This window comes from Vibrio sp. M260112, assembly GCF_036533775.1.
GTDB lineage: Bacteria > Pseudomonadota > Gammaproteobacteria > Enterobacterales > Vibrionaceae > Vibrio.
Genome location: NZ_JATABH010000007.1, coordinates 118,049 through 139,604, shown reverse-complemented (window position 1 = coordinate 139,604; position 21,556 = coordinate 118,049). Strand labels below are relative to the sequence as shown.

General features: G+C 45.7%; 17 protein-coding genes. 7 read left to right on the top strand and 10 right to left on the bottom strand.

Annotation, left to right across the window (positions count from 1 at the left end):
- Nucleotides 1-188: 188 nt before the first annotated feature.
- A complete protein-coding gene (locus QTN95_RS05520) occupies nt 189-644 on the bottom strand; it encodes a methylglyoxal synthase (RefSeq protein WP_138970633.1) in 456 nt (151 codons plus the stop codon).
- Between the two features lie 9 nt (nt 645-653).
- A complete protein-coding gene (gene torT / locus QTN95_RS05515; RefSeq protein WP_443088852.1) occupies nt 654-1,664 on the bottom strand; it encodes a TMAO reductase system periplasmic protein TorT in 1,011 nt (336 codons plus the stop codon).
- 80 nt (nt 1,665-1,744) lie between these two features.
- On the opposite strand from torT, the gene torS reads away from it, so the two are divergent.
- Nucleotides 1,745-4,642 carry a TMAO reductase system sensor histidine kinase/response regulator TorS gene (torS, locus tag QTN95_RS05510; protein WP_331416644.1) on the top strand — a complete coding sequence of 966 codons (2,898 nt, stop codon included), beginning with the start codon at nt 1,745-1,747 and terminating at the stop codon, nt 4,640-4,642.
- A gap of 9 nt (nt 4,643-4,651) precedes the next feature.
- Nucleotides 4,652-5,176, top strand: coding sequence for a GNAT family N-acetyltransferase (locus QTN95_RS05505; protein WP_138970630.1), 525 nt, complete (start codon nt 4,652-4,654; stop codon nt 5,174-5,176).
- Between the two features lie 119 nt (nt 5,177-5,295).
- Here the strand turns inward: QTN95_RS05505 and QTN95_RS05500 are convergent, their stop codons facing one another.
- Nucleotides 5,296-6,444, bottom strand: coding sequence for an iron-containing alcohol dehydrogenase (locus QTN95_RS05500; RefSeq protein WP_331416643.1), 1,149 nt, complete (start codon nt 6,442-6,444; stop codon nt 5,296-5,298).
- 140 nt (nt 6,445-6,584) lie between these two features.
- On the opposite strand from QTN95_RS05500, the gene QTN95_RS05495 reads away from it, so the two are divergent.
- Both QTN95_RS05495 and QTN95_RS05490 read left to right on the top strand, forming a co-directional pair.
- Nucleotides 6,585-7,466: an AraC family transcriptional regulator gene (locus QTN95_RS05495; protein WP_331416642.1), complete on the top strand. Its 882-nt coding sequence runs from the start codon at nt 6,585-6,587 to the stop codon at nt 7,464-7,466.
- Between the two features lie 377 nt (nt 7,467-7,843).
- Entirely contained in the window at nt 7,844-10,993 is a 3,150-nt protein-coding gene (locus QTN95_RS05490; protein ID WP_331416641.1) for a chitinase C-terminal domain-containing protein, read from the top strand.
- A gap of 49 nt (nt 10,994-11,042) precedes the next feature.
- Here QTN95_RS05490 and glgC read toward each other — a convergent pair whose 3' ends face one another.
- The 5 genes from glgC to fruB form a co-directional block, all read right to left on the bottom strand.
- The gene (gene glgC, locus QTN95_RS05485; RefSeq protein ID WP_331416640.1) at nt 11,043-12,257 is read right to left on the bottom strand and encodes a glucose-1-phosphate adenylyltransferase; all 1,215 of its coding nucleotides are present in this window, start codon (nt 12,255-12,257) and stop codon (nt 11,043-11,045) included.
- A gap of 153 nt (nt 12,258-12,410) precedes the next feature.
- Nucleotides 12,411-12,638: a diguanylate cyclase domain-containing protein gene (locus QTN95_RS05480; RefSeq protein ID WP_331416651.1), complete on the bottom strand. Its 228-nt coding sequence runs from the start codon at nt 12,636-12,638 to the stop codon at nt 12,411-12,413.
- Between the two features lie 299 nt (nt 12,639-12,937).
- Nucleotides 12,938-14,671, bottom strand: a complete 1,734-nt coding sequence (gene fruA / locus QTN95_RS05475) for a PTS fructose transporter subunit IIBC (protein ID WP_331416639.1) — start codon at nt 14,669-14,671, stop codon at nt 12,938-12,940.
- A gap of 19 nt (nt 14,672-14,690) precedes the next feature.
- Nucleotides 14,691-15,665: a 1-phosphofructokinase gene (gene pfkB / locus QTN95_RS05470; protein WP_331416638.1), complete on the bottom strand. Its 975-nt coding sequence runs from the start codon at nt 15,663-15,665 to the stop codon at nt 14,691-14,693.
- Nucleotides 15,666-15,674: 9 nt separating this feature from the next.
- A complete protein-coding gene (gene fruB / locus QTN95_RS05465; RefSeq protein WP_331416637.1) occupies nt 15,675-16,808 on the bottom strand; it encodes a fused PTS fructose transporter subunit IIA/HPr protein in 1,134 nt (377 codons plus the stop codon).
- A gap of 315 nt (nt 16,809-17,123) precedes the next feature.
- On the opposite strand from fruB, the gene cra reads away from it, so the two are divergent.
- A complete protein-coding gene (gene cra / locus QTN95_RS05460) occupies nt 17,124-18,101 on the top strand; it encodes a catabolite repressor/activator (protein WP_443088853.1) in 978 nt (325 codons plus the stop codon).
- A gap of 69 nt (nt 18,102-18,170) precedes the next feature.
- On the opposite strand, the gene QTN95_RS05455 is transcribed toward cra, so the two are convergent.
- Nucleotides 18,171-18,689 (bottom strand): hypothetical protein, encoded by a 519-nt coding sequence (locus QTN95_RS05455; RefSeq protein ID WP_331416635.1) that lies wholly within the window; start codon nt 18,687-18,689, stop codon nt 18,171-18,173.
- 94 nt (nt 18,690-18,783) lie between these two features.
- Entirely contained in the window at nt 18,784-19,158 is a 375-nt protein-coding gene (locus QTN95_RS05450) for a YgiW/YdeI family stress tolerance OB fold protein (protein WP_331416634.1), read from the bottom strand.
- A 167-nt stretch (nt 19,159-19,325) separates the two neighbouring features.
- On the opposite strand from QTN95_RS05450, the gene QTN95_RS05445 reads away from it, so the two are divergent.
- Both QTN95_RS05445 and modA read left to right on the top strand, forming a co-directional pair.
- Nucleotides 19,326-20,789: a cobyric acid synthase gene (locus QTN95_RS05445; protein WP_331416633.1), complete on the top strand. Its 1,464-nt coding sequence runs from the start codon at nt 19,326-19,328 to the stop codon at nt 20,787-20,789.
- On the top strand, nt 20,789-21,553 hold the full coding sequence (modA, locus tag QTN95_RS05440; protein WP_331416632.1) for a molybdate ABC transporter substrate-binding protein: 765 nt from the start codon (nt 20,789-20,791) through the stop codon (nt 21,551-21,553). Before QTN95_RS05445 ends, modA begins: the two co-directional genes overlap by 1 nt.
- Nucleotides 21,554-21,556: the final 3 nt, after the last annotated feature.

Below are 21,556 nucleotides of genomic sequence, written 5' to 3'. Positions count from 1 at the left end.
ACTTTACGATCTGAAAGCCTTCCCAGAATGACAATAGGAAAGTATTATTCGGCATGAAAACGGTAGTTTGTGTAGGTTTTGTTTGGCGATAAAACTCTATCACTTTCTACCGTTTTTGTTTTGAGTTCCCGCTTATCCGCGATGAACCAATTAAAAGCCCGTGACTACCACGGGCAATTAACAATCAACTAGGTGCGATTCGCTAGGTAGGCTTGATAGTCGGGGATTTCTATGTCGACTTCTTGTTCGATCAAAGGTGATGCAAACAGTAACTTAGCCGTTGCACGGTTTGTCGCTACTGGGATATTCCATACACTCGCAATACGAAGTAGTGCTTTTACGTCAGGATCATGAGGCACTGCATTGAGTGGGTCCCAAAAGAAAATCAATACATCAATTTTACCTTCAGAGATTAGCGCACCAATTTGTTGGTCACCGCCCATTGGGCCGCTAATCATGCTTTTGATCGCGAGCCCTGTCTCTTTGCTTAGCATTGTGCCAGTGGTGCCTGTTGCATAAAGAAAATGGCGTTGTAGCTTCTCTTTGTTTTCTTTTACCCAGCGTAATAGCTCTGGTTTGCAGTTGTCGTGAGCGACAAGCGCCACATGTTTATGTGCAGGCAGGGTACGAGTCGTTTTTTCCATTTAGACTTCCTAATTGTTTTCGTTATAGACGTAAAAAGTGGGTCGATATTCCGAGGGTGAAAGGGATTGGGCAATCACCTTCGGGTTGAGTTTGTTTGGTGTCAGTGGTTCTATGATCGGTGCTTGGATCTTTTCGTAAGGTTCGCCTTTCAAATAGTGAACAGCCTGAAGGACAGACAGACGACCTTGTTCGACCATCTTATCTGTCGGGGCAAACTCAACGCGATTTCTCAAAAGACCACGGTAGACACCGTGACTGAGATAAGTTGAAACTAATCCAATTTGACCAACTTGGTCTGTGCTGCGTAATTCACTGATTGCAGCCTCGATGGCTACTGCGCTTCCTACAATGTAATCCAACTCTGTATTGTCTATGGCATGCTGAACAAGGTTACGCTGTAACTCTTTGTCATTGTCAGCCCATAATGTTTCTACGATATGGATATCACTGCCTTTAAGCGCAGAATAGAGGCCTTTAATGACTGGTTTGGTCCCGCCACTCGATTTCGGGCCAGGTAGAAGCGCAACATTTATTTGACCGGAACCTTGTGGGTGTTTGTTTTTTAAATACTCACCGGTGTAGTAGCCCATCCAGTACCAATCAACACCCACTTCACCCTTCAGAGCGGAGCTGTTTTCTTTGTCTACAATCAGCTGATTTACTGTTGCAAACACAGGGATCGACCCAATGCTCTGACGAAGTGAGCTATAAAACAGATCTGGGGCGACTGTGCCAAGAATGATCGCGTCGGCATTCCAACGCACACACAGAGACATATGTTCGCGTTGCTTTTCGAGGTTAAGATAGCCTCCCGCTTCCAATACTCTGAGATCGACGTGTTGTTTCTTTGCCTCATCAACCATCCCGTAATTGACCGATAACCAGTATGAATCTTTTAAATGCGGGTAGATGGCACAAATTCGTAGCGGTTGTTCCGCGTGGGCATTAAATGCCGCTGCGAGGAGTAGCATTGAAGTTAACAGTGTGGCTCGCTTTTGGATAGCTGAGATCAAAGACATGCAGTATTTCGTTGGTAAAGGCGGATTAAACACTGCAAAATATAGCGCATTATAGAAGACTTAAGAAGTGAAGATTCTCGATGTTACTAGCTAAAGCCAGTATTGGACGCAAACTGCTGTTGGCATTCCTTGCGATGGCGTTATTGGTTTTGATTTCTGCGTTAATCGGGGTATTTGGCTTTAGTTCTGTAGCAAAAACAGAGCGAAATGTGGTTAATTCGGCGATCCCGTCAATGATTGAAGCAAGACAGGTGTCCGAATTAAGCTCACGCATCATTTCTTCAGTACAGACGCTTTCCAATGCGAAGAGCGAAGAGCAGCGTCAACGTTCGGGAAAAGAGTTGTTTTCTCAGCTGGAATCTTTGCTAACACATATCAAACAGTTAGGTTCTGATTCGTTTGACTCTGGGCTACTGACGAGGTTGGAGTCGGATGTTCAGATCGTCATCGATACGCTTGCTAAGTTTGGAATTGTGGTCGAGAAAAGGTTATTCCTCAGTCAAGATATTGTGGTACGAACAGGTGAACTTCGGGACCTTGCTCTAGAGCTGGAACAACTTACTCGTACTCAAGTCGCCAACACATCTACCATTGCTGTTGCCAATGTAACTCACATCTACGCACTCCTTGATAAACGCCAGATAGAGCAGGCGTATAACGCGCTTGATGCTCTGGTTGAAGTCGATCTTGATCTATCCGAGCGATTACACGAACTTCATCTACTGGCGTTTAAGTTACTTAACCATATAGAGGAGGCGCGTACGGTATCGGATATCAATCGTATTCAAACCATTAGAGATGAGTTCAGCAGTAATCTGAATATTATGAAACGACGCGTGCAGGGTGTAGAAGATCCTACGCGATCGCAACAGATGGCGGAACTTCTCAAGAAACTTGAACGTCGTGAAGTGGTTTTTGATGTGCTGACTCAACGATATGAGAACGAACGTTCAGCGCAGCAATTGATGCAAGATACTTTGACTCAGTTTTCTACACTTAATGCCACCGTAAACAAGCTGGTCGACGAGTCTAATGCTTCAACGACTCGGGCGGTTGAAGAACTAAAAACGACCCTCGATTACGCTCAGCTAACACTGACGATTATTACGGTGCTAGGTATGGTCATCGTGGTGTTGATCGTATGGAAAGTGGTCTATATATCCGTGGTTAAACGTCTTGCAGAATATTCCTCGGCGTTGCTTTCAATCGCTAAGGGACAGTTGCAAGTCGAACTTGCCGTTAAAGGCAATGATGAATTGGCACATATGGGGCAAGCGATCATTACTGCACGTAACACGGCAAAGGCTTTAAAGGTGGTCGCAGAAAGTGAAGCCAAGGCGAAGCGAGAACTCGAACAGCATAAGGGCCATCTAGAGGAGCTAGTGACTGAGCGTACTCATCAATTACAACTCGCCAATGTCAGGTTAAATGAGGAAGTAGAAAACCATGCACGCGCCCGTCAAGAGGCCGAGCAAGCCAGCCGTGCCAAATCGGCGTTTTTAGCGACGATGAGTCACGAGATTCGCACACCAATGAATGGGGTACTCGGGACTGCTAGGTTGTTAAAAGATACCGGGTTGGACAGTCAACAGGGCCACTATGTCGATGTTATTAATCGCAGTGGTAACGGCTTGCTTGCTATCCTCAATGACGTACTCGATTACTCAAAGATTGAGGCGGGGCATTTAGAAATTCGTCCAATCGACTTTAATCTGCACGCGATGGTGGATGACACCAAGCAATTACTAAATGGAAGAGCTCAAGAAAAGTCGCTGCAACTCGAATATTGTATCGAAAGTGATGTGGATAAATTCTGGTTTGGTGACATGACGCGAATCGGTCAAGTTCTTAACAATCTTGTCGGAAATGCTATCAAGTTCACTGACAAAGGCCATGTCGATATCTATGTTGCTCATGATCCTGACAATGATGGACATGTGTTGTTCGAAGTGTCGGACACGGGCGTAGGTATCAGCGAACAAGAGCAGCTCAACTTGTTTGATGCGTTTACTCAGGCATCAGGAGGATTGAGCAGTAAAGGTGGCACAGGTTTAGGGCTGGCGATTAGTAAGCGATTGGTTGAGGCGATGGGCGGAGAGATCCACCTTGAGTCTTCACTTGGCGAAGGGAGCCGTTTTTGGTTTTCTGTTCCCCTACAGTTAGGTCAGGAAGTACAACAACAAGATACCGTAACCAACTGTAACGTGACCGCACGCGTTTTGCTGATTGAAGACAATCCGGTTAACTGCATGGTCGCTGAAGGATTTTTGGCGAGTATGGGACATCAAGTCATGACGGCGGTTGATGGAAAGAGCGCTCGGAGTGACTTCGAGCAGCATTCGTTCGATATCGTGCTGATGGATATCAACCTGCCTGATTGTGATGGAATTGCGTTATTAGGTGAGTTGAAACAAATAGAAACTGACTCGTCCAACCGAATGCCGACGCCAATGATCGCGGTATCGGCGCATGTATACAATGAAGAAGTTGAAAGTTACATCGCGGCAGGTTTTGATGGATATCTGCCTAAGCCGCTCGATAAGGACGCACTTAGCCAAATGATCCAAAATAGTTTAGAGGGCAAGTCGTTATTGTTAGAACAAAACGATTGTCATAAAGAAGACATGCCAGTGCGACCAGTTAATCAAGCCATTATCGACCCCAAAATAGTGATAGCGGATATGGCAGTGCTAGGGCAAGCCAAAATGGTGGAAATCTGTGGCTTGTTCAGCGATGGTGCTCAGGAGATTGTTACGCAGTTAGATAGCGCGGCTGGGCAAAATGATCAAAGAGAGATTAAACAACTTGCTCATAAACTCAAAGGATCGGCGGGCAGTTTAGGCTTAGGGGCACTGTTCGATTTGTGTCTCGAGATAGAAAAAGCACAGCAACCGTGTGAGATGTATCTGGAGTATCGCAGTGAGCTTTGGTCATTGGTCGAACAATCAAAGCACGCACTTGATGAGATATTAGCTTAGAGGAATTAAATGTATCCAATAGAATCAAAACAATTATTGATGGATCAAATCACGGAAAATGATTGGCAGCTCTTTGAACGATTGCACCAAGATGATGATGTGATTCGTTATGCGTTTGATAAACCGACGAAAGAGCAAATTCGTCAGCGTTTTGAATCTCGTCTTCCAAAGTGGAGTTGGCCTAACAGCCATTGGTTGTGTTTAGTGATTAAAGAGAAACAATCGGGTAATGCCATTGGGGTGACGGGGCTGTGTTTGTCTGAAGACAATCAACAGCATATTGAAGTTGGCTATTTGCTGTTGCCGGAATTTCATGGACGTGGATACGGGACAGAGTCATTGGTTGCGTTGATCGACCATGCTACTCACAACTACCCAATTCAAACGGTTAATGCGATTGTAACCGATGGCAACGTTGCGTCGTGTAAAGTGCTGGAGAAAGCGGGTTTCAGTCTTGCGGAAAGAGAGAAAGACGCTTACCAAATCGGTGGTCAGTATTACGATGACTTGATCTATCGTTATCAGGTTAAGTAACGACAGAGAGGGTTAAAAGCGCTAGTGCTGTGTAATAGGTGATTATCGCAGCAGATAACATTCTTGTTATAAAAAAAAGCAGCGAGCGCTGCTTTTTTAGCTTAAATATTTCGCTAGGCCTAAGCAATAGCGAGATCGAGTATCTTACGGCTCTCATCTAAATTTATCGCTTGATGTTCACCTATAGCGACCATGCCATGCATTTGGAGCTGATTTAATACTGCCTCAACAGCTTCTTGCTTACTGCCCTGGTAATCAATGAATTGTGTCTCAACTCCAAGTGATTGATAAAATGACTCAATAGCGGTGATGGTCTGTTCTGCCAAGTCTTTGCTTGGAGCAAGGCCAAAAACATTGCTTCCCATCTGCTCTAACTTAGCACGCTTAACCTCAATTTGGTTTCGCAGTAGTGAAGGTTGCACAATGGCCAATGAGCGTGCGTGATCAACCCCCCATAGAGCGGTAAATTCGTGGCCAATCATATGCGTAGCCCAATCTTGAGGTACACCTGAGCCAATTAAGCCATTCAACGCTTGGTTTGCGCTCCACATGAGGTTTGCACGCCATGCATCGTTATCACGTGACTCGTACGTTTCACCGAGTTGTTTAAGGTTTTTTAGTAGGGCTTCAGCGTAGCCATCCTGAACCATTGCTTGGTGTTGAACGGTAATATACTGTTCACAGACGTGAACCCACGCATCGACAATACCATTGATAAGTTGTTTCTCTGGCAGAGTCTTCATCACGTCAGGATCCATGACCGCAAATTTCGGTTGGACATGCGGCGTCATGAACGGAAGTTTATCGTGTGTCTCTGCTTTGGTAATCACAGCACCCATGTTCGATTCTGAACCTGTTGCTGGCAATGTTAAGACAGCGGCAAGAGGAACTGCCGAGGTAACCTTGTGCTTACCAGTAAAAATATCCCAGCCATCACCATCATAATGGGCAGCAGCTGCAACATACTTAGAGCCATCGATGACTGAACCACCACCAACGGCAAGAATAAAGTCAATGTGCTGCTCTTTAACAATGGCAACTGCTTTATCCATTGTTTCTTTGGTTGGGTTAGGCTCAACACCTGAAAACTCGGACCATTGATGACCTTCTAGGGCTTTCACGACTTGATCATATACGCCGTTGCTTTTAATAGAACCGCCACCATAAATAACTAAAACTTTTTGATCTGAAGGGATTGCCGAACTGATGCTTTGAATCTGACCTTGGCCAAAGTGAATCTGGGTTGGGTTTACGTAGCTAAATTGCATTGCGACTTGCCTCTTGTTTGCCATGTAATGACGTGTTTGTTTCGCTTTAGTGCATAATAGTCTTGACAAGAGGTCTATTAAAGACCAGATTCTCTAAAAAAGTTGCCTATTTGTATAAATGTCACGGTTGTGGAGAAATTATGACTTTAGCTGAACTAATGCAACAGTATGTTGAGTGTAAACAACTGCACCACCTTGAAGGGAGCATTGAAACGGCTATAAAAGGTGTTCATTTTTATCGCAGTAGCCGAGGTAACGCTAGACAACCCTTTGTCTATCAATCTGGTGTGATTGTATTGGGTCAAGGTTCTAAGAACATTTATCTGGGCAACGAACCCGTACGTTATGGGCCGGAAGACTATTTAGTTGTTGGGGTGCCGATGCCGCTCGAATGTGAAGCATTTGTAGAAAATGGTGAACCTTTACTCGGGCTTAGCATCGATATTGATTCCCAACGCCTGCACCGTTTGGTCAATCAGCTTGAACCCCTGAATTGCTTTAAAGCTCGTAGCGACGTCAATGCCAGTACAGGCCTTAAATCGGTCGCAATGGATACAATGATGCTTGATGTGTGTAAAAGATTAGTACAAGCACTATGTAATCCGATAGAGACAGATATCCTTGCTGAAGGGTTGATGGAAGAGTTGGCGTTTCGAGTCTTGATGAGCCAGGAAGGCTATGTGTTGTTTGATTTGGCAAGACACGAGGGGCATTATGCTCGTGTTGCTAAGTCTTTAGACTATTTGCATAAGAACTATACAGAAACAGTCACCGTGCAAGAACTTGCTCAACAAGCAAACATGAGTATTTCCGCATTTCATCAGGCATTTCGGAGCGTAACGCTTGAGACACCAATCCAATATATAAAAAAGGTCAGGCTGAACAAAGCAAGAGAACTGATCCAACTGGAAGGGCTGAAAGCAGCAGATGCTGCGCGATTGGTTGGATACAATAGTACTTCTCAGTTTTCACGCGAATTTAAGCGCCACTTTAATGAAACCCCGAAGGCAAATGCAGCATAAAAGGGGAAACTGACGCTGACATCTTTACAGTGTTTTTTGCCAGCCAATTGGGCAATACTGTTTTCAGAAAAAGAATTATTCTCTTTCTTCCCTATAGGAGATCTAGTCAATCTTCGACAATAAACCTCTTCATGCTAAGCGTGGAGAGGTTTATTTTTTTCTGATGAAATAAATCAAAAATTAGTTATCGATGCAAATTAAGTGTCACCTTGTTGCATGTACAACATTCCATATTGCGAGTCAATTTGGAGTATTGCGATAATCTTCGTGCGAATTTTCCAATCTTATCTAGTGTTATTTTACTGGGGATTTTAAGTCCATCAGCGTTAATCAAAAATAAATCTAATTGTGAAACAACAAGTTAAGGATTACGGGAAATGCATACATCTAAACCGAACACAATTAAACGCGTGTTCACGCTGAGCTCGTTAAGTGCGTCATGCTTAATGGCGTTTAACAGCTACGCAGCGATAGATTGTACGACGCTAGTTGGTTGGGACTCTACCGTTGCCTATTCAGGCGGCGATCAAGTTGAGTATCAGGGCAAAGGATATCAGGCTAATTATTGGACAAGGAACAATGACCCAGCGTTAAACTCATCGAGCCAGTGGGACTTCTGGAGTGAATTAGGCAGTTGTACTTCAGCAGGAGATAACCAAGCTCCGACGGTGGAATTAACTCAACCTCAAGCGAGTGATGTGATTGCTGAAGGTGACGTTGTCACTCTATCTGCCAACGCAGCGGATGCAGATGGAACAATCAGCAAAGTGGAGTTTGTCGTCGATGGCACAGTCGTGGCGGAGGTAAGCGTTGCTCCTTATACGTCGACTTGGGTTGCAACATCTGGAGCGCACCAAATTGCAGTAGCATCTTATGATGACGCTGGCGTTAAGAGTCAACTAAGCAGCGTGCAAATTAACGTCAGCTCGAATACGCCAGATAATATTGCACCAACGATAAATATCTTATTGTCGAATGAAGTTGTTGACCAGGGTGCACAAGTTTCCCTTACCGCCAATGCTGCTGATTCGGATGGAACGATCGATAAGGTTGACTTCTTTGTCTCTGGGGCTCTTGTCGGAACGGTCACTACTGAACCATATGTACTTAACTACACCGCGAACCGAGCGGGTAGTTTGCCGGTATATGCAAGGGCGACCGACAACCTAGGTGCCACAACCAATTCAACAACGACTTCGCTGGTGGTTAACGGTGAACCAACGGCTGCGAACTGTCGACCTGATGGCCTGTATCAAACGGAAGGCATCAATGTCCCTTATTGTACCAAGTACGACGAAGATGGACGCGAATTAATGGGGGTGGATCATCCACGTCGAGTTATTGGCTACTTTACCAGCTGGCGCGCGGGAGATAATCCTCAATCCGCTTACTTGGTGAAAGATATTCCGTGGGAGCAGCTTACTCATATTAACTATGCGTTTGTAGGGATTGGCTCGGATGGCAAAGTCAATCTGGGTGATGTCAATGATCCGAATAATGCCGCGACTGGAAAAGAGTGGCAAGGCGTCGATATTGACCCAACTCTTGGCTTCAAAGGCCACTTTGGTGCACTCGCTACATACAAGGAACGCTATGGCGTTAAAACCTTGATCTCGATTGGTGGCTGGGCAGAAACTGGCGGTCACTTTGGTGCTGATGGAAATCGCGTCGCTGACGGAGGTTTCTACTCGATGACCACGAATGCCGACGGCTCAATTAACCACGCTGGGATAGAAAAGTTTGTCGACTCTGCGGTGGCCATGATGCGTACCTACCGTTTTGATGGTTTAGATATTGACTATGAATATCCGACTTCAATGGCTGGCGCAGGAAACCCATATGATAAAGATTTTATGGAACCACGCCGTCCGTACTTATGGGCATCGTACCAAGAACTGATGAAGGTACTTCGTCAAAAACTCGATGCAGCTTCCGCACAGGATGGTACGCACTACATGCTCACCATTGCCGCGCCATCCTCTGGGTACCTGTTACGCGGCATGGAAACATTTGATGTGACCAAGTACCTCGACTACGTCAACATTATGTCTTACGACTTGCACGGCGCATGGAACGATCATGTTGGTCACAACGCCGCACTGTATGACACTGGTGAAGATTCAGAGTTGGCGCAATGGAACGTTTACAACACTGCTCAGTACGGTGGTATAGGTTATCTTAACACCGATTGGGCATACCACTATTTCCGCGGTTCAATGCCAGCTGGCCGAATCAATATCGGCGTACCTTACTATACACGCGGTTGGCAGGGAGTAACTGGTGGGACGAATGGTCTATGGGGTCGAGCTGCACTGCCAAATCAGGCCGAATGTCCTGAAGGTACGGGTGAAGGTGAAAGCAACAATTGCGGTAACGGTGCTATTGGTATCGATAATATGTGGCACGATACTGACCCTAAAGGGAATGAGATGGGGGCAGGCTCAGGTCCAATGTGGCACGCTAAAAACCTAGAAAATGGTATCTTAGGCAGCTACACATCGGCGTACAAACTAGACCCAAATAATCCCCAGCACCAACTGGTTGGTACTTATACACGCAACTATGATTCGGTTGCCGTTGCTCCTTGGTTATGGAATGCAGAGAAGAGCGTCTTCCTCTCAACCGAAGATGAGCAGTCAGTTTCCGTCAAAGCGGACTACGTCATTGACAAAGAGATTGGTGGAATCATGTTCTGGGAATTAGCAGGGGACTATAACTGTTATAACCTAGATGCGAATGGTCAACGTACCAGCGTAGATCTGACAGAACAAGCGTGTGCTAACGGTAGTGGTGAGTACCATATGGGTAACACGATGACTAAGGCAATCTACGACAAATTTGCAACGGCGACACCTTATGGCAATAAAGTTGCGACGGGTGCAATGCCAGCAGAAGCCGTCGATATAGCGGTAACGGTGGGCGGCTTTAAAGTCGGGGATCAAAACTACCCAATTAACCCTAAATTAACCTTTACCAACAATACCGGTCAGGTCATTCCTGGTGGGACGGAGTTCCAGTTTGATATTCCTGTCTCAGCGCCAGATAACGCCAAAGATCAATCGGGCGGTGGACTCGCGGTTATCTCTTCTGGACATACCAGAGCGGACAACATTGGCGGGCTTGATGGCACAATGCACCGCGTGTCGTTCTCTTTGCCAAGCTGGAAAAACATGGCCAATGGTGAGGTTTATGAGTTAGACATGGTTTATTACTTACCCATTTCTGGCCCGGCTAACTACACAGTGAAGATCAACGGAGTCGAATATGCATTGAAGGCGGAATACCCTGATCTACCACTTGCAGATCTTTCACAGGGCGGAGACGGTAATGGTGGAACTGGTGGCGACAACGGCGGTACTAACCCAACTGGTCCAGCAGTGCAGTGGGAACCCGGTGTAACCCAAGCTATAAATGGCACTACGTACCTCTATAACGATAAGTGTTTTATCGCTAAAAACAGCCCAGGAACTTGGGAATCACCAACCCAATCTAACTGGTTCTGGGATGAGGTGAATTGCCCACTATAAACAAAAAAAAGGCCTTGGATTATTCCAAGGCCTTATACGAGCAATCTAACTAAAATTTGTAACTTTCAGGAACGACCACAATACCTTTGTCTGATATTTGGAAACGCTTGGCGTCTTCTTTTGGGTCAACACCAATCTCTGTATCGTCGGGGATCACTACGTGCTTATCGATGATGCAGTTGACCAACCTACAACCCTTGCCGACCTTAACACTATCAAAAAGAATGCTATCGACAATGGTTGCGCTATCATCAATGCGAACATTGGATGAGATGATCGAATGTTGCACTGAACCACCAGAATTGACCACACCATTGGCGATGATCGAATTGATGAAAATGCCTTCATTGCCAGTAGCGGATGAGACCGTTCGAGCCGGGGGCAACTGAGGTTCGTAGGTACGAATCCCCCAGCTTGGCTGATACAGGTTCATTGGAGGTATAGGCTCAAGCAAATCCATATTGGCCTGATAAAACGAATCGATGGTGCCAACGTCACGCCAGTAACAGTCTTTTGCAACACGTCCACGATCAGAGCAGAAATTATAGCTATAGACTTTACGCTCATCGATCAGTTTGGGGATGATGTCCTTACCAAAATCATGGGACGAGTTTTCACTGGCTGCATCTTGTTCTAGAACTCTTTGCAAAGTTTCCATCTCAAAAATGTAGATACCCATCGAGACAAGACTTTTATCAGGATCGCCTGGCATAGGGTCAGGGTTTGCAGGCTTTTCACTGAATGTGTCAATCAGCCCATCGGGATTCGCTGAGAGGACACCAAAAGCAGACGCATCTTTTCTTGGCACTCCCATACAAGCGATGGTGAGCGCGGCATTATTCTCAATATGATCTTTAAGCATTTCAGCGTAATCCATGCGATAGATATGATCGCCAGATAGCACAATCACATGCTTTGCATCGCTGCGCTCTAATAACCACAGATTGTGATAAATCGCGTCAGCCGTGCCTTCGTACCACTTGCCACCGCCACGCATTTGCGGGGGAACAACGGTGACAAACTCACCCAGTTCAGGATTAAAAATCGACCAGCCATCACGTAGGTGTTTATGCAGCGAATGCGATTTGTATTGAGTCAGCACCAAAATTTTACGCAAACCTGAATGGAGACAGTTAGTCAGCGTGAAATCGATGATGCGGTACTTGCCACCAAAAGGAACAGCTGGTTTAGCGCGGTGATCCGTGAGTGGGCTAAGTCGAGAACCCATTCCCCCTGCGAGTATAACGGTGAGAGTGTCTTGCATTCTAATCTCCATATTAGTGCAGTAAAGGTGATATAGAGAATAGTACAAGAATTAAGCCAAGAAGAAGATGCCCGTTAGATCAGTAAGTTAGAAATGGATTACAAAATCAATGTCACGAATTGGTGCATCATAGGTCAAATAGATGCACCAAAATCAAGCAATCGTGCTAGCTTCACAAGCAGGGAGTATGGATACACGGTTACGCCCAGAAGACTTAGACTCATAGAGTGCGATGTCTGCTCGTTTGTATGATTGCTCTGAGCTGTGAGATATTTCAGTCAAGCCAGCGCTCACTGTTACCTTGAGTTCACTTTCAAGATGGATCGCAGTTCGGAGTCGGTTTACAACCACTTCAGCTTCTCTTAGTGAGGTATGGGGCATATTCAAGCTTATTCCGGTTCAACTGTTTAACAAACTGTTCAGTTTTGCTATTTAACTGGTTGAATTGTGAGTAGAAATAGAGGAAAGGCACTAACGACATAAGCTAAGTTAATGAAAAACCCGCACACTATACAACAAATTCGCACTGCGTACTGTGCACAGGTCAAAATATGCATGCAATTAGTATGTAATTGCATATGACTATGTTATTGAATTGTAGATTGTTAACTGAATCCATAACAAAAAAGCACCTCGTGTGAGGTGCTTATGCCTAGTAAGGGGGGAGGCAATGAATCGAGTTAAGCCGTTGCCGATGTCGCTTGCTTTGATTCTGAACTGTTTTTGAGGAAAGCGTAACCTAGACCTGTAACCGCAGTACCTGCTGCGATCGCCACAAGGTACATCACAACCGGAGTAATCGCGTTAGGAATTAGCAATACGAATAGACCGCCATGTGGTGCCATTAATTTTGCGCCAAACAGCATAGATAGGGCACCTGTTAATGCGCCGCCTGCCATACATGCTGGGATAACACGCATAGGGTCCTTCGCCGCGAACGGGATCGCACCTTCAGAAATAAAGCATAGACCGAGTACGAATGAGGCTTTACCAGCTTCACGTTCACTTTGGTCAAACTTATTCTTAGCAACGAAAGTCGCAAGTCCCATGCCTAGAGCCGGAACCATGCCTGCGGCCATAATCGCAGCCATAGGCGCATAAGTTTGTGAGGCAAGTAGACCAACACCAAACGCGTACGCCGCTTTATTCACTGGACCACCTAAGTCAAAACACATCATTGCGCCAAGTAGAACACCAAGCAGAACGGCACTGTCTGAGCCCATGTTGTTGAGGAAATCAGTCAGACTGTTCATGATTCCTGCAACTGGGCCACCGACGATGTAAATCATTACCAAGCCAGTAAATAGTGTCGCAACGAATGGGATGATCAAAATCGGTTTAAGTGCTTCCATTGACTGAGGAAGTGATACTTTATCGGCTAGGAACTTAGCGGCATAGCCTGCAATAAAACCTGCTGCGATACCACCTAAGAAGCCGGCACCAGTAGAGCTTGCCAACATACCACCAACAAGGCCTGGGGCTAGTCCAGGACGGTCAGCAATAGAGAAGGCGATATAACCCGCCAAAACAGGGATCATCAGTGCAAATGCTGAGCCACCACCAATTGTCATTAGGGCTGCGGCAAGAGTGCCTTCCTCTTTAAATGCTTCGATACCAAATACGAACGATAGGGCGATGATTAAACCGCCAGCAACCACGACAGGCAACATATGCGATACGCCCGTCATCAAATGCTTGTAGGCACCTTTTTTATCATCAACAGCAGAATTCGCATTACCTGAATGGTGGTAGATCGATGCTTGCTCAAATGCATTATCCATTTCTTGCGATGTTTTCTTCAGTGCAGGCCCAGTTTTGGTGCGGTACATCATTTTACCGTTAAAGCGATCAAGGGGGACCTCAATATCCGCAGCGATAATAACCAAATCGGCTTCAGCAATTTCTTGGTCGGTTAATTGGTTTTTTGCGCCCACTGAACCACGAGTTTCGACTTTAATTTGGTGACCACGGCGTTTGCCTTCTTCTTCCAGTGCTTCTGCGGCCATGAAAGTGTGCGCGACACCAGTGGGACAAGCGGTAATAGCGACGATTTTTTTACCAGCCGCAACATGGTCTGAACTCGCGCCCACTGTTGTAGGCTGTGAAAGGATTTGCGCATTGTTGAGTGCGGTTTGCAAAAATGCGGTTGCATCATTAACCACAGAGCTTATTTCGGCTTGGTAAACTTTTTTACCTACAAAGCGCGAAGTATCAACAGGCGTATTTGACGCGATGATAATTGCATCGGCTTGCGCGATATCATCACTGCTAAGTAAGGTTGGCTCAATCACGCTTGACTGGCATTCAATCTTTGCATTCCAGCCCAATTTCGCTGCTGCTTGTTCTAATAGTCCTGCCGCGAGGATGCTGTTTGCAACACCGCTCGGACAAGCTGTAATAATAGCAATATTCATACTGATAACCTTCTGTTCCTTAGTGTTTGTCTAAGTGCGTATTAGGGTAAAGTTCGCTGACTTCAGTTTGCAGCTTGATGTTTTCCAGTTGTTCCTCACTGGTTAGTCCTACGCCCACTTGGCTAACAGCCAGAGCTGACAGCGCAGTTGCGAAGCGAAGTAATTCTTGTTTTTGCATTGATTGCATATGGCCCCAACACAAGCCAGCCACAAGCGTATCGCCTGCACCTACTGTGCTAATCACGTTCATTCTCGGAGGTTGAGCTCGAAGCCACTGGCCCTGATTGAGCCACATCACACCATCGGCTCCCATTGAGACGACGATGTTTTCGATGCCCTTATCGCTGAGAGTCTGAGCGGCCGTTTGGCATTGTTCTGGTGTAGTGAGGTGCTGGCCGATGAAATCACCTAGCTCCTCTTCGTTTGGTTTGATTAGCCAAGGACGAGCATCTATACCTGCGCGAAGCGCAGATTTACTGCTATCAAATAGAACTTTCTTGCCTTTTTGGCGGAGTTGTTCGATCCAAGTGGCGCATTGTTCTGCACTTACACCACCCGGCAAACTACCCGCTAACACAAAGTAATCATGGGTCTCAGCGAGTGAGAAAAGGGTTTGCTCAAAACGCATCACATCGGCAGGAGTTACTTGCACGCCAGGAAAATTGATGTCACTGACTTGACCACTGGATTCAACAAGTTTTACGTTGATACGTGTCGCGCCTTCGACTTCAATGAACTGATTATCCACACCGATTTGATCAAAAAGTTGTTGAAAGAGTTCAGGATTGTCTTTGCCGAGGAAGCCGGTAACAGTGACATTAGCTCCGAGATCGCTAAGTACTTTTGCAACATTGACGCCTTTACCAGCCGCATGAAGGTTGCTTTTTTCAACAAGACTTACCGAACCGGTATTTAATCTGTCTAGTGTGCCAGTCAGATCTAGGGCAGGGTTTAGTGTGATAGTTACCACTCGGTTAGTTTTCACTTGATTCATACCGTTTCCTTAGCCTTCACCTAGGCCAGAAGCGATTGCTTTACCGATGGACTCCAACGCCATTGATGCGTCAGCACCTTCAGCTGAAAACTTGAGTTGATGACCGTGTTTAACACCTAAAGCGATAACTTTCATCAGACTCTTGGCGTTGACTTCTTTACCATCACCATCAAGGTTTGCGACACGAATGTTTGATTCAAATTTCTTAGCTTCTGCAACCAACATCGCGCCTGGACGTGCATGCAGGCCATGGGCGTTTTTGATTTTAAATACCGCACTATTCGTCTCTTCGACGTGCGATGAAGGTTGAGACTCACCCGTTAGCAGTGACAGCACTTGTTCAACAGAAGCGTCGATTAGCTTACTTTGCTGTTGGTTGAATACGAGTTGTGAAAGCTGGTTAAGGATAGGTCTATGGGCGCTATTGCATGCACTAAAAGCAACGAGTGCGCGTACCTTTTGACCTTCAAACTCGCAGTCGTTTGCCGTTGAAACAAACGATACGCCAGTTCGTGTAACTTGCTTATTGCTACCTACTAACCATAAACCTTGACCAAGGTGCGTAGGATTTTTTGATACGATGTCTGTAACAAACTCAGAACCCGCGCAACCAGTGTTTTTCAGTAAACCCGCAGCAACAGCGCTCATCTGAACCATGTCGCTAGCAGGGAACTGCAGTTGTACTAATGACGCGTCGAAGTCAGCCTCAAGTTGTACATCACCATTGAGCAACGCGATAATTTCTTGTGCGCTTTTAGCATCGCGTAGACGCTCTTCTACACCATCCGCGGATAGTACTTTAGTCAGTTGTTTAAGAATGCCGAGATGTTCATCTGATTTAGCCGCAATACCAATCGCTAGGTAAACTTTGTTGCCTTCTCCCCATTCAACGCCTTGAGGGAAGTGGTGGACAGCAACGCCTGTTGTTTTAACCATTGATCGTGTATCAGTAGTCCCGTGAGGAATCGCGATGCCGTTACCTAAAAATGTCGAGTTTTGTTTCTCTCGGTTCAACATGCCTTCAACATAGCCTTGTTCTACAAGGCCTGCTTGGGTGAGGCTTGCTGCGATGTTTTGAATCGCTTGAAATTTGTCACTTGCTACTTGAGCGAGTGTGATGTCGCTATTTGCTAACTTAAGCATGGCGCTTCTCCAGCCTTAAGGATTTTAAAAGGGTTAATTGTGCCCAAAAAGTCACTCGCTTTTTGCTGATATCAGCTGAATCGATTCAGCAAAAAGGCCAAAATATGTGGATTCAGCATTATTTCACTCTAACTGATTGAGTTATAAGGAGCCTATTACATTCACTATCGCTATATTTGAGTGATTTGGCTCACTTTATGAGTATTGCTGAATCCTTTCAGCTTTTATACTGAATCGTTTCAGCATATAATTCAACTCATCGAGAGATCCTTTATGAAGTATTATGAGCTCGCGCACAGAACAAAGGTTGGTGATATGACGCTGGATGAAATAGCCAAATTGGCAGGGGTTTCGAAAACCACCGCCAGCTATGTAATCAATGGTAAGGCTCAAAAATACAGAATTAGTGAGAAAACACAGCGTAACGTCATGGCTGTGGTCGATGAGCATAACTATCGCCCAGATCTGGCGGCCAGTACGCTTAGAGCAGGGCAAAGCCGTTCGTTTGGCCTGATAATTCCTGATTTAGAAAACACCAGTTATGCGCGTTTAGCCAAACTCTTGGAGCAAAATTCTCGCTCAGCGGGCTATCAGATTTTAATCGCATGTTCTGATGATGATCCAGAAACTGAAAAAAGTGTTGTGCATGCGTTAGTGAGTCGAAAAGTGGACGCGCTGTTTGTTGCTAGTGTCATACCAGAAGCTAGCGATTATTACATCGATTTGCAGAACCGAGGGACTCCCGTTATTGCACTTGACCGTCCTTTAGACGACGAACATTTTTCTTGCGTGATCAGTGAGGACTTTGGTGGTGCTTTCGAATTGACGAAGTCCGTTTTAAGTGACGGTGTAACTACGGTCGGGCTTATTGGCGCCTTACCTGAGTTGAATATATCTCGCGAACGTGAACTTGGATTCAAAAAGGCGATTAAACAACATCAGGCTCAGTACACCATTGGCTATGGTGAGCACTTTAATCGTGCGGATGGCAAAAAGGTATTGAGTGACTGGTGTGATAGTGGTCAGTTGCCAGATGCGATTGTTACTACGTCATACACCCTGCTTGAAGGGGTTCTTGATGTACTGTTAGAGCGACCAGAACTCGCAAGTAAGCTTAAAATCGCTACGTTTGGTGACAATCGTCTCCTTGATTTTCTTCCTATGCCAATTAACTCATTGCCACAGCAATTTGAGCTAATTGCTGACAGCGCGATGGCACTTGCCCTCAATGCCGCGTCAAAGCGTTACCAGCCAGGGGTTGAACTGGTGCCAAGAAAGATTGTGGTTCGCTAACGCTAAGACTCGAAATAGAACGCCCAGCATTGAGCTGGGCGTTCTTATTTTGGCAATCGTATCGAAAGGTTAGTACTGGAAACGCACTGACATTGTGATTTGTGGGCCATATAAGCCGTTATTACGCGTTTCAGCAGAAAGCGAAAGTTGCTGAGTCGAATGGAAACGAACGCCAGCATGAGCAACGGATGAATCGCCGTTACGGCCAAGTCTTGCCGTTGCTTCGACTTGATCAGTTAGCCAAAGACGAACACCAATATTCACTTCAGCTTGAGTTTCACTTTCACCGCCAGCTTCTTTAGTGAACTTTACTTGGTGAAGTAATAACTGACCGTAAACATCGGCAAACTGACTAATTGGGCCGTTGAAGCCAATACCGCCAGCTAAGTCATAGTCCTTATCGAATTGGGAATCGGCACGGAGTATAAAATGCGAGTTTTCAGTGAAGAAGGTACTGAATTCTGCACCTGTCATTTCAGGCCCAATCGCAGTACGGACTTCGAAGAAGTTGTAATTGAAATTATTTGCTTGGGCGCTTCCACTGATACCTGCGAATGCTAAGGCACTGGCCAAAATGATCTTTTTCAAATGTAGTCTCCGACTAACAACAATAAATTGACTAAAAAATGGCTTGCAATAAGCAAGCCAAATAATAACTTAATCGAGAGACTAATTCATTTAATTATAGAATTTGGATATGATCCACTTCAATTTCTGGGGTTCTACCAGCTTCATATTCACCAAATAGACGAACTTTTGTGGTCTCGTTAATTGGTTGGGTCATGATGATGTCATCATCGAGTTCCACTTGAATCTCACCTTTACCGTCAGAGAAGATAAACGTATCGCCTTTCACTTGACGTAACAATGTACCTTCGACGACCACGTTTCGCTCGGTAAACATGCTCGTATCAGCAAGCAAGGTATCAACGCTGGTGATTTCTACAGGCCCGGTGTATGAAACGCGGCTTGATTGTTTGTGGTGTCCATCGTTTGCCATTGCAAAAGTAGGAGCAAGGATTAGAGAGGCTGCCGTTGCGAGAATCATTTTTTTCATTTTTGTGTTCCTTGTTTAACTAGGTAGTATCAAATCGATGATGCTATTAAAGCAGGCGCTTCTTGAACCATTGCTGAGTATGAGATTCATATTCCGTTCATTTTTTTGAGGGAATAGTTAAAAAACGTTTATTATGACTCAACGCTAAACCACGATTGATAAAACAAATGCAGTCCAATTCAAAAGCTCTTATGGTTCAGGGAACCACCTCAGATGCCGGTAAAAGTGTCCTTGTGGCAGGTTTATGCCGAGTGCTCGCCAGAAAGGGCGTCAAGGTCGCGCCATTCAAACCACAAAACATGGCACTAAATAGTGCAGTAACGCCGGACGGCGGTGAAATTGGTCGTGCACAGGCGGTGCAAGCGTTAGCGTCGAATATTGAATCAAGCGTGCATATGAATCCTGTGTTACTTAAACCTCAAAGCGATACTGGGGCGCAAATTATTTTTCAGGGCAAAGCGACGACCACGGTCGATGCGATCGGTTACCAGAGCTATAAGAAAACGGCTTTACCGATTGTTATGGAGTCGTTTGCCATTCTTCAGCAACAATACGATACAGTGCTTATTGAGGGAGCCGGAAGCCCCGCAGAAATTAATCTTCGAGAAAACGATATTGCTAATATGGGATTTGCTGAGCAAGCCGACGTCCCTGTGATCATTGTCGCTGATATTGATCGCGGTGGCGTCTTCGCTCACCTATACGGAACGTTGGCACTGCTATCGGAATCAGAGCAACAACGAGTAAAAGGCTTTGTACTTAACCGCTTTCGGGGTGATATTTCGTTGTTACAATCAGGTTTAGATTGGCTAGAACAGAAAACGGGTAAACCTGTCATTGGTGTCTTGCCATATTTGCACGGCTTTGATCTTGAGGCTGAAGATGCGATTAATGCGCAACAAGTGACTGGAGAAACGAGCCGTTTAAATGTTGTTGTCCCGATCTTGCCGCGCATCAGCAATCATACTGATTTCGATGCTTTAAGGGTAAACCCTGAGATTAACTTCCGCTACGTGACGAATGGTCAGCGCATAGACAATGCCGACTTAGTCATATTACCCGGTTCAAAAGCGGTACGCAGCGATTTGGAATACTTGCGTAGCCAAGGCTGGGATACTGATATCCAACGCCATATACGCCTCGGCGGTAAAGTAATGGGGATCTGTGGCGGCTATCAGATGCTGGGTGAATGGATACATGACCCACTTGGTATCGAGAGTACGGCAGGTTCTAGTGTTGGGCTTGGTTATTTGCAGGTCGATACAGAGCTAAAGCCACATAAGACATTAACGAATGTCCAAGGAACGCTAACTTTAGGTGGACAAACAGCGACGGTTAGTGGTTATGAAATTCATGCGGGCATCACTTCTAGGTGTGGTTTCGCACCAATCGTATTGGACTCATCAGTGGCTGATGGAGCGATTAGTGATTGTAATCAAGTGTTTGGTAGCTATTTACATGGTATCTTTGATGATCCAAAAGCGGCCGACACCATATTCCGTTGGGCAGGCGCTGGTAATGTGGCACAGGTCGATCACAAAGCGAATCAGCAACGCGCGATTGACCGAATTGCGGATGCAATTGAACAACATCTCGATCTCAAACAAATTTGGCCTGAACTGTATAAGTGATGACAATAAAAAATCTCCTAACAACATTTGGTGCGGGCTTACTTCTATCCGCGAGCGTGTCAGTACAAGCACAAGACAAACTCCGCATCTATGCGGCTTCATCCATGACCAACGCGGTGAACGAATTGGTCAGTGAGTTTGAAAAACAGTCGTCGCTTTTGGCTACTCCTGTTTACGCCGGTACCTCGTCTCTCGCTCGACAAATCCACCAAGGAGCACCCGCTGATGTGTTTATCGCGGCAAATGAGAAATGGATGAATTACCTTATAGAACAGAAGGTTATTAATAGTGACGTTGTAACCAGTATTGCTCAAAATCAGCTCGTTGTCATCACTCCGGTTAACCACCAAGGTTCGCTGGACATCAATGATAGCGCCTCATGGCTTAACTATCTTCAAAAAGGGCGTATTGCCATAGGGCAGACCAATGCGGTTCCAGCAGGAATCTACGCTAAAGAGTCTCTAGAGAGTCTCGGTATCTGGACAGCCGTTGAGCGCTCCCTTGCACCGACCAATAACGTTCGCATTGCACTTGCGCTGGTTGAGCGTAACGAAGTGCCTTTGGGAATAGTCTATAAAACGGATGCGTTAATGAGTGAGGGGGTTAAAATTATTGCTCGCCTCCCGGAATCGAGCCACTCGCCGATTGTCTACCCCATGGCTCAACTTAATGCTAAGCCGCAAGTAGAGGCATTCGCGCAGTTTATGAAAACACAACAGGCGCGCAACGTTTTGCAACGCTATGGATTCGAAGTCGAACATTAATAG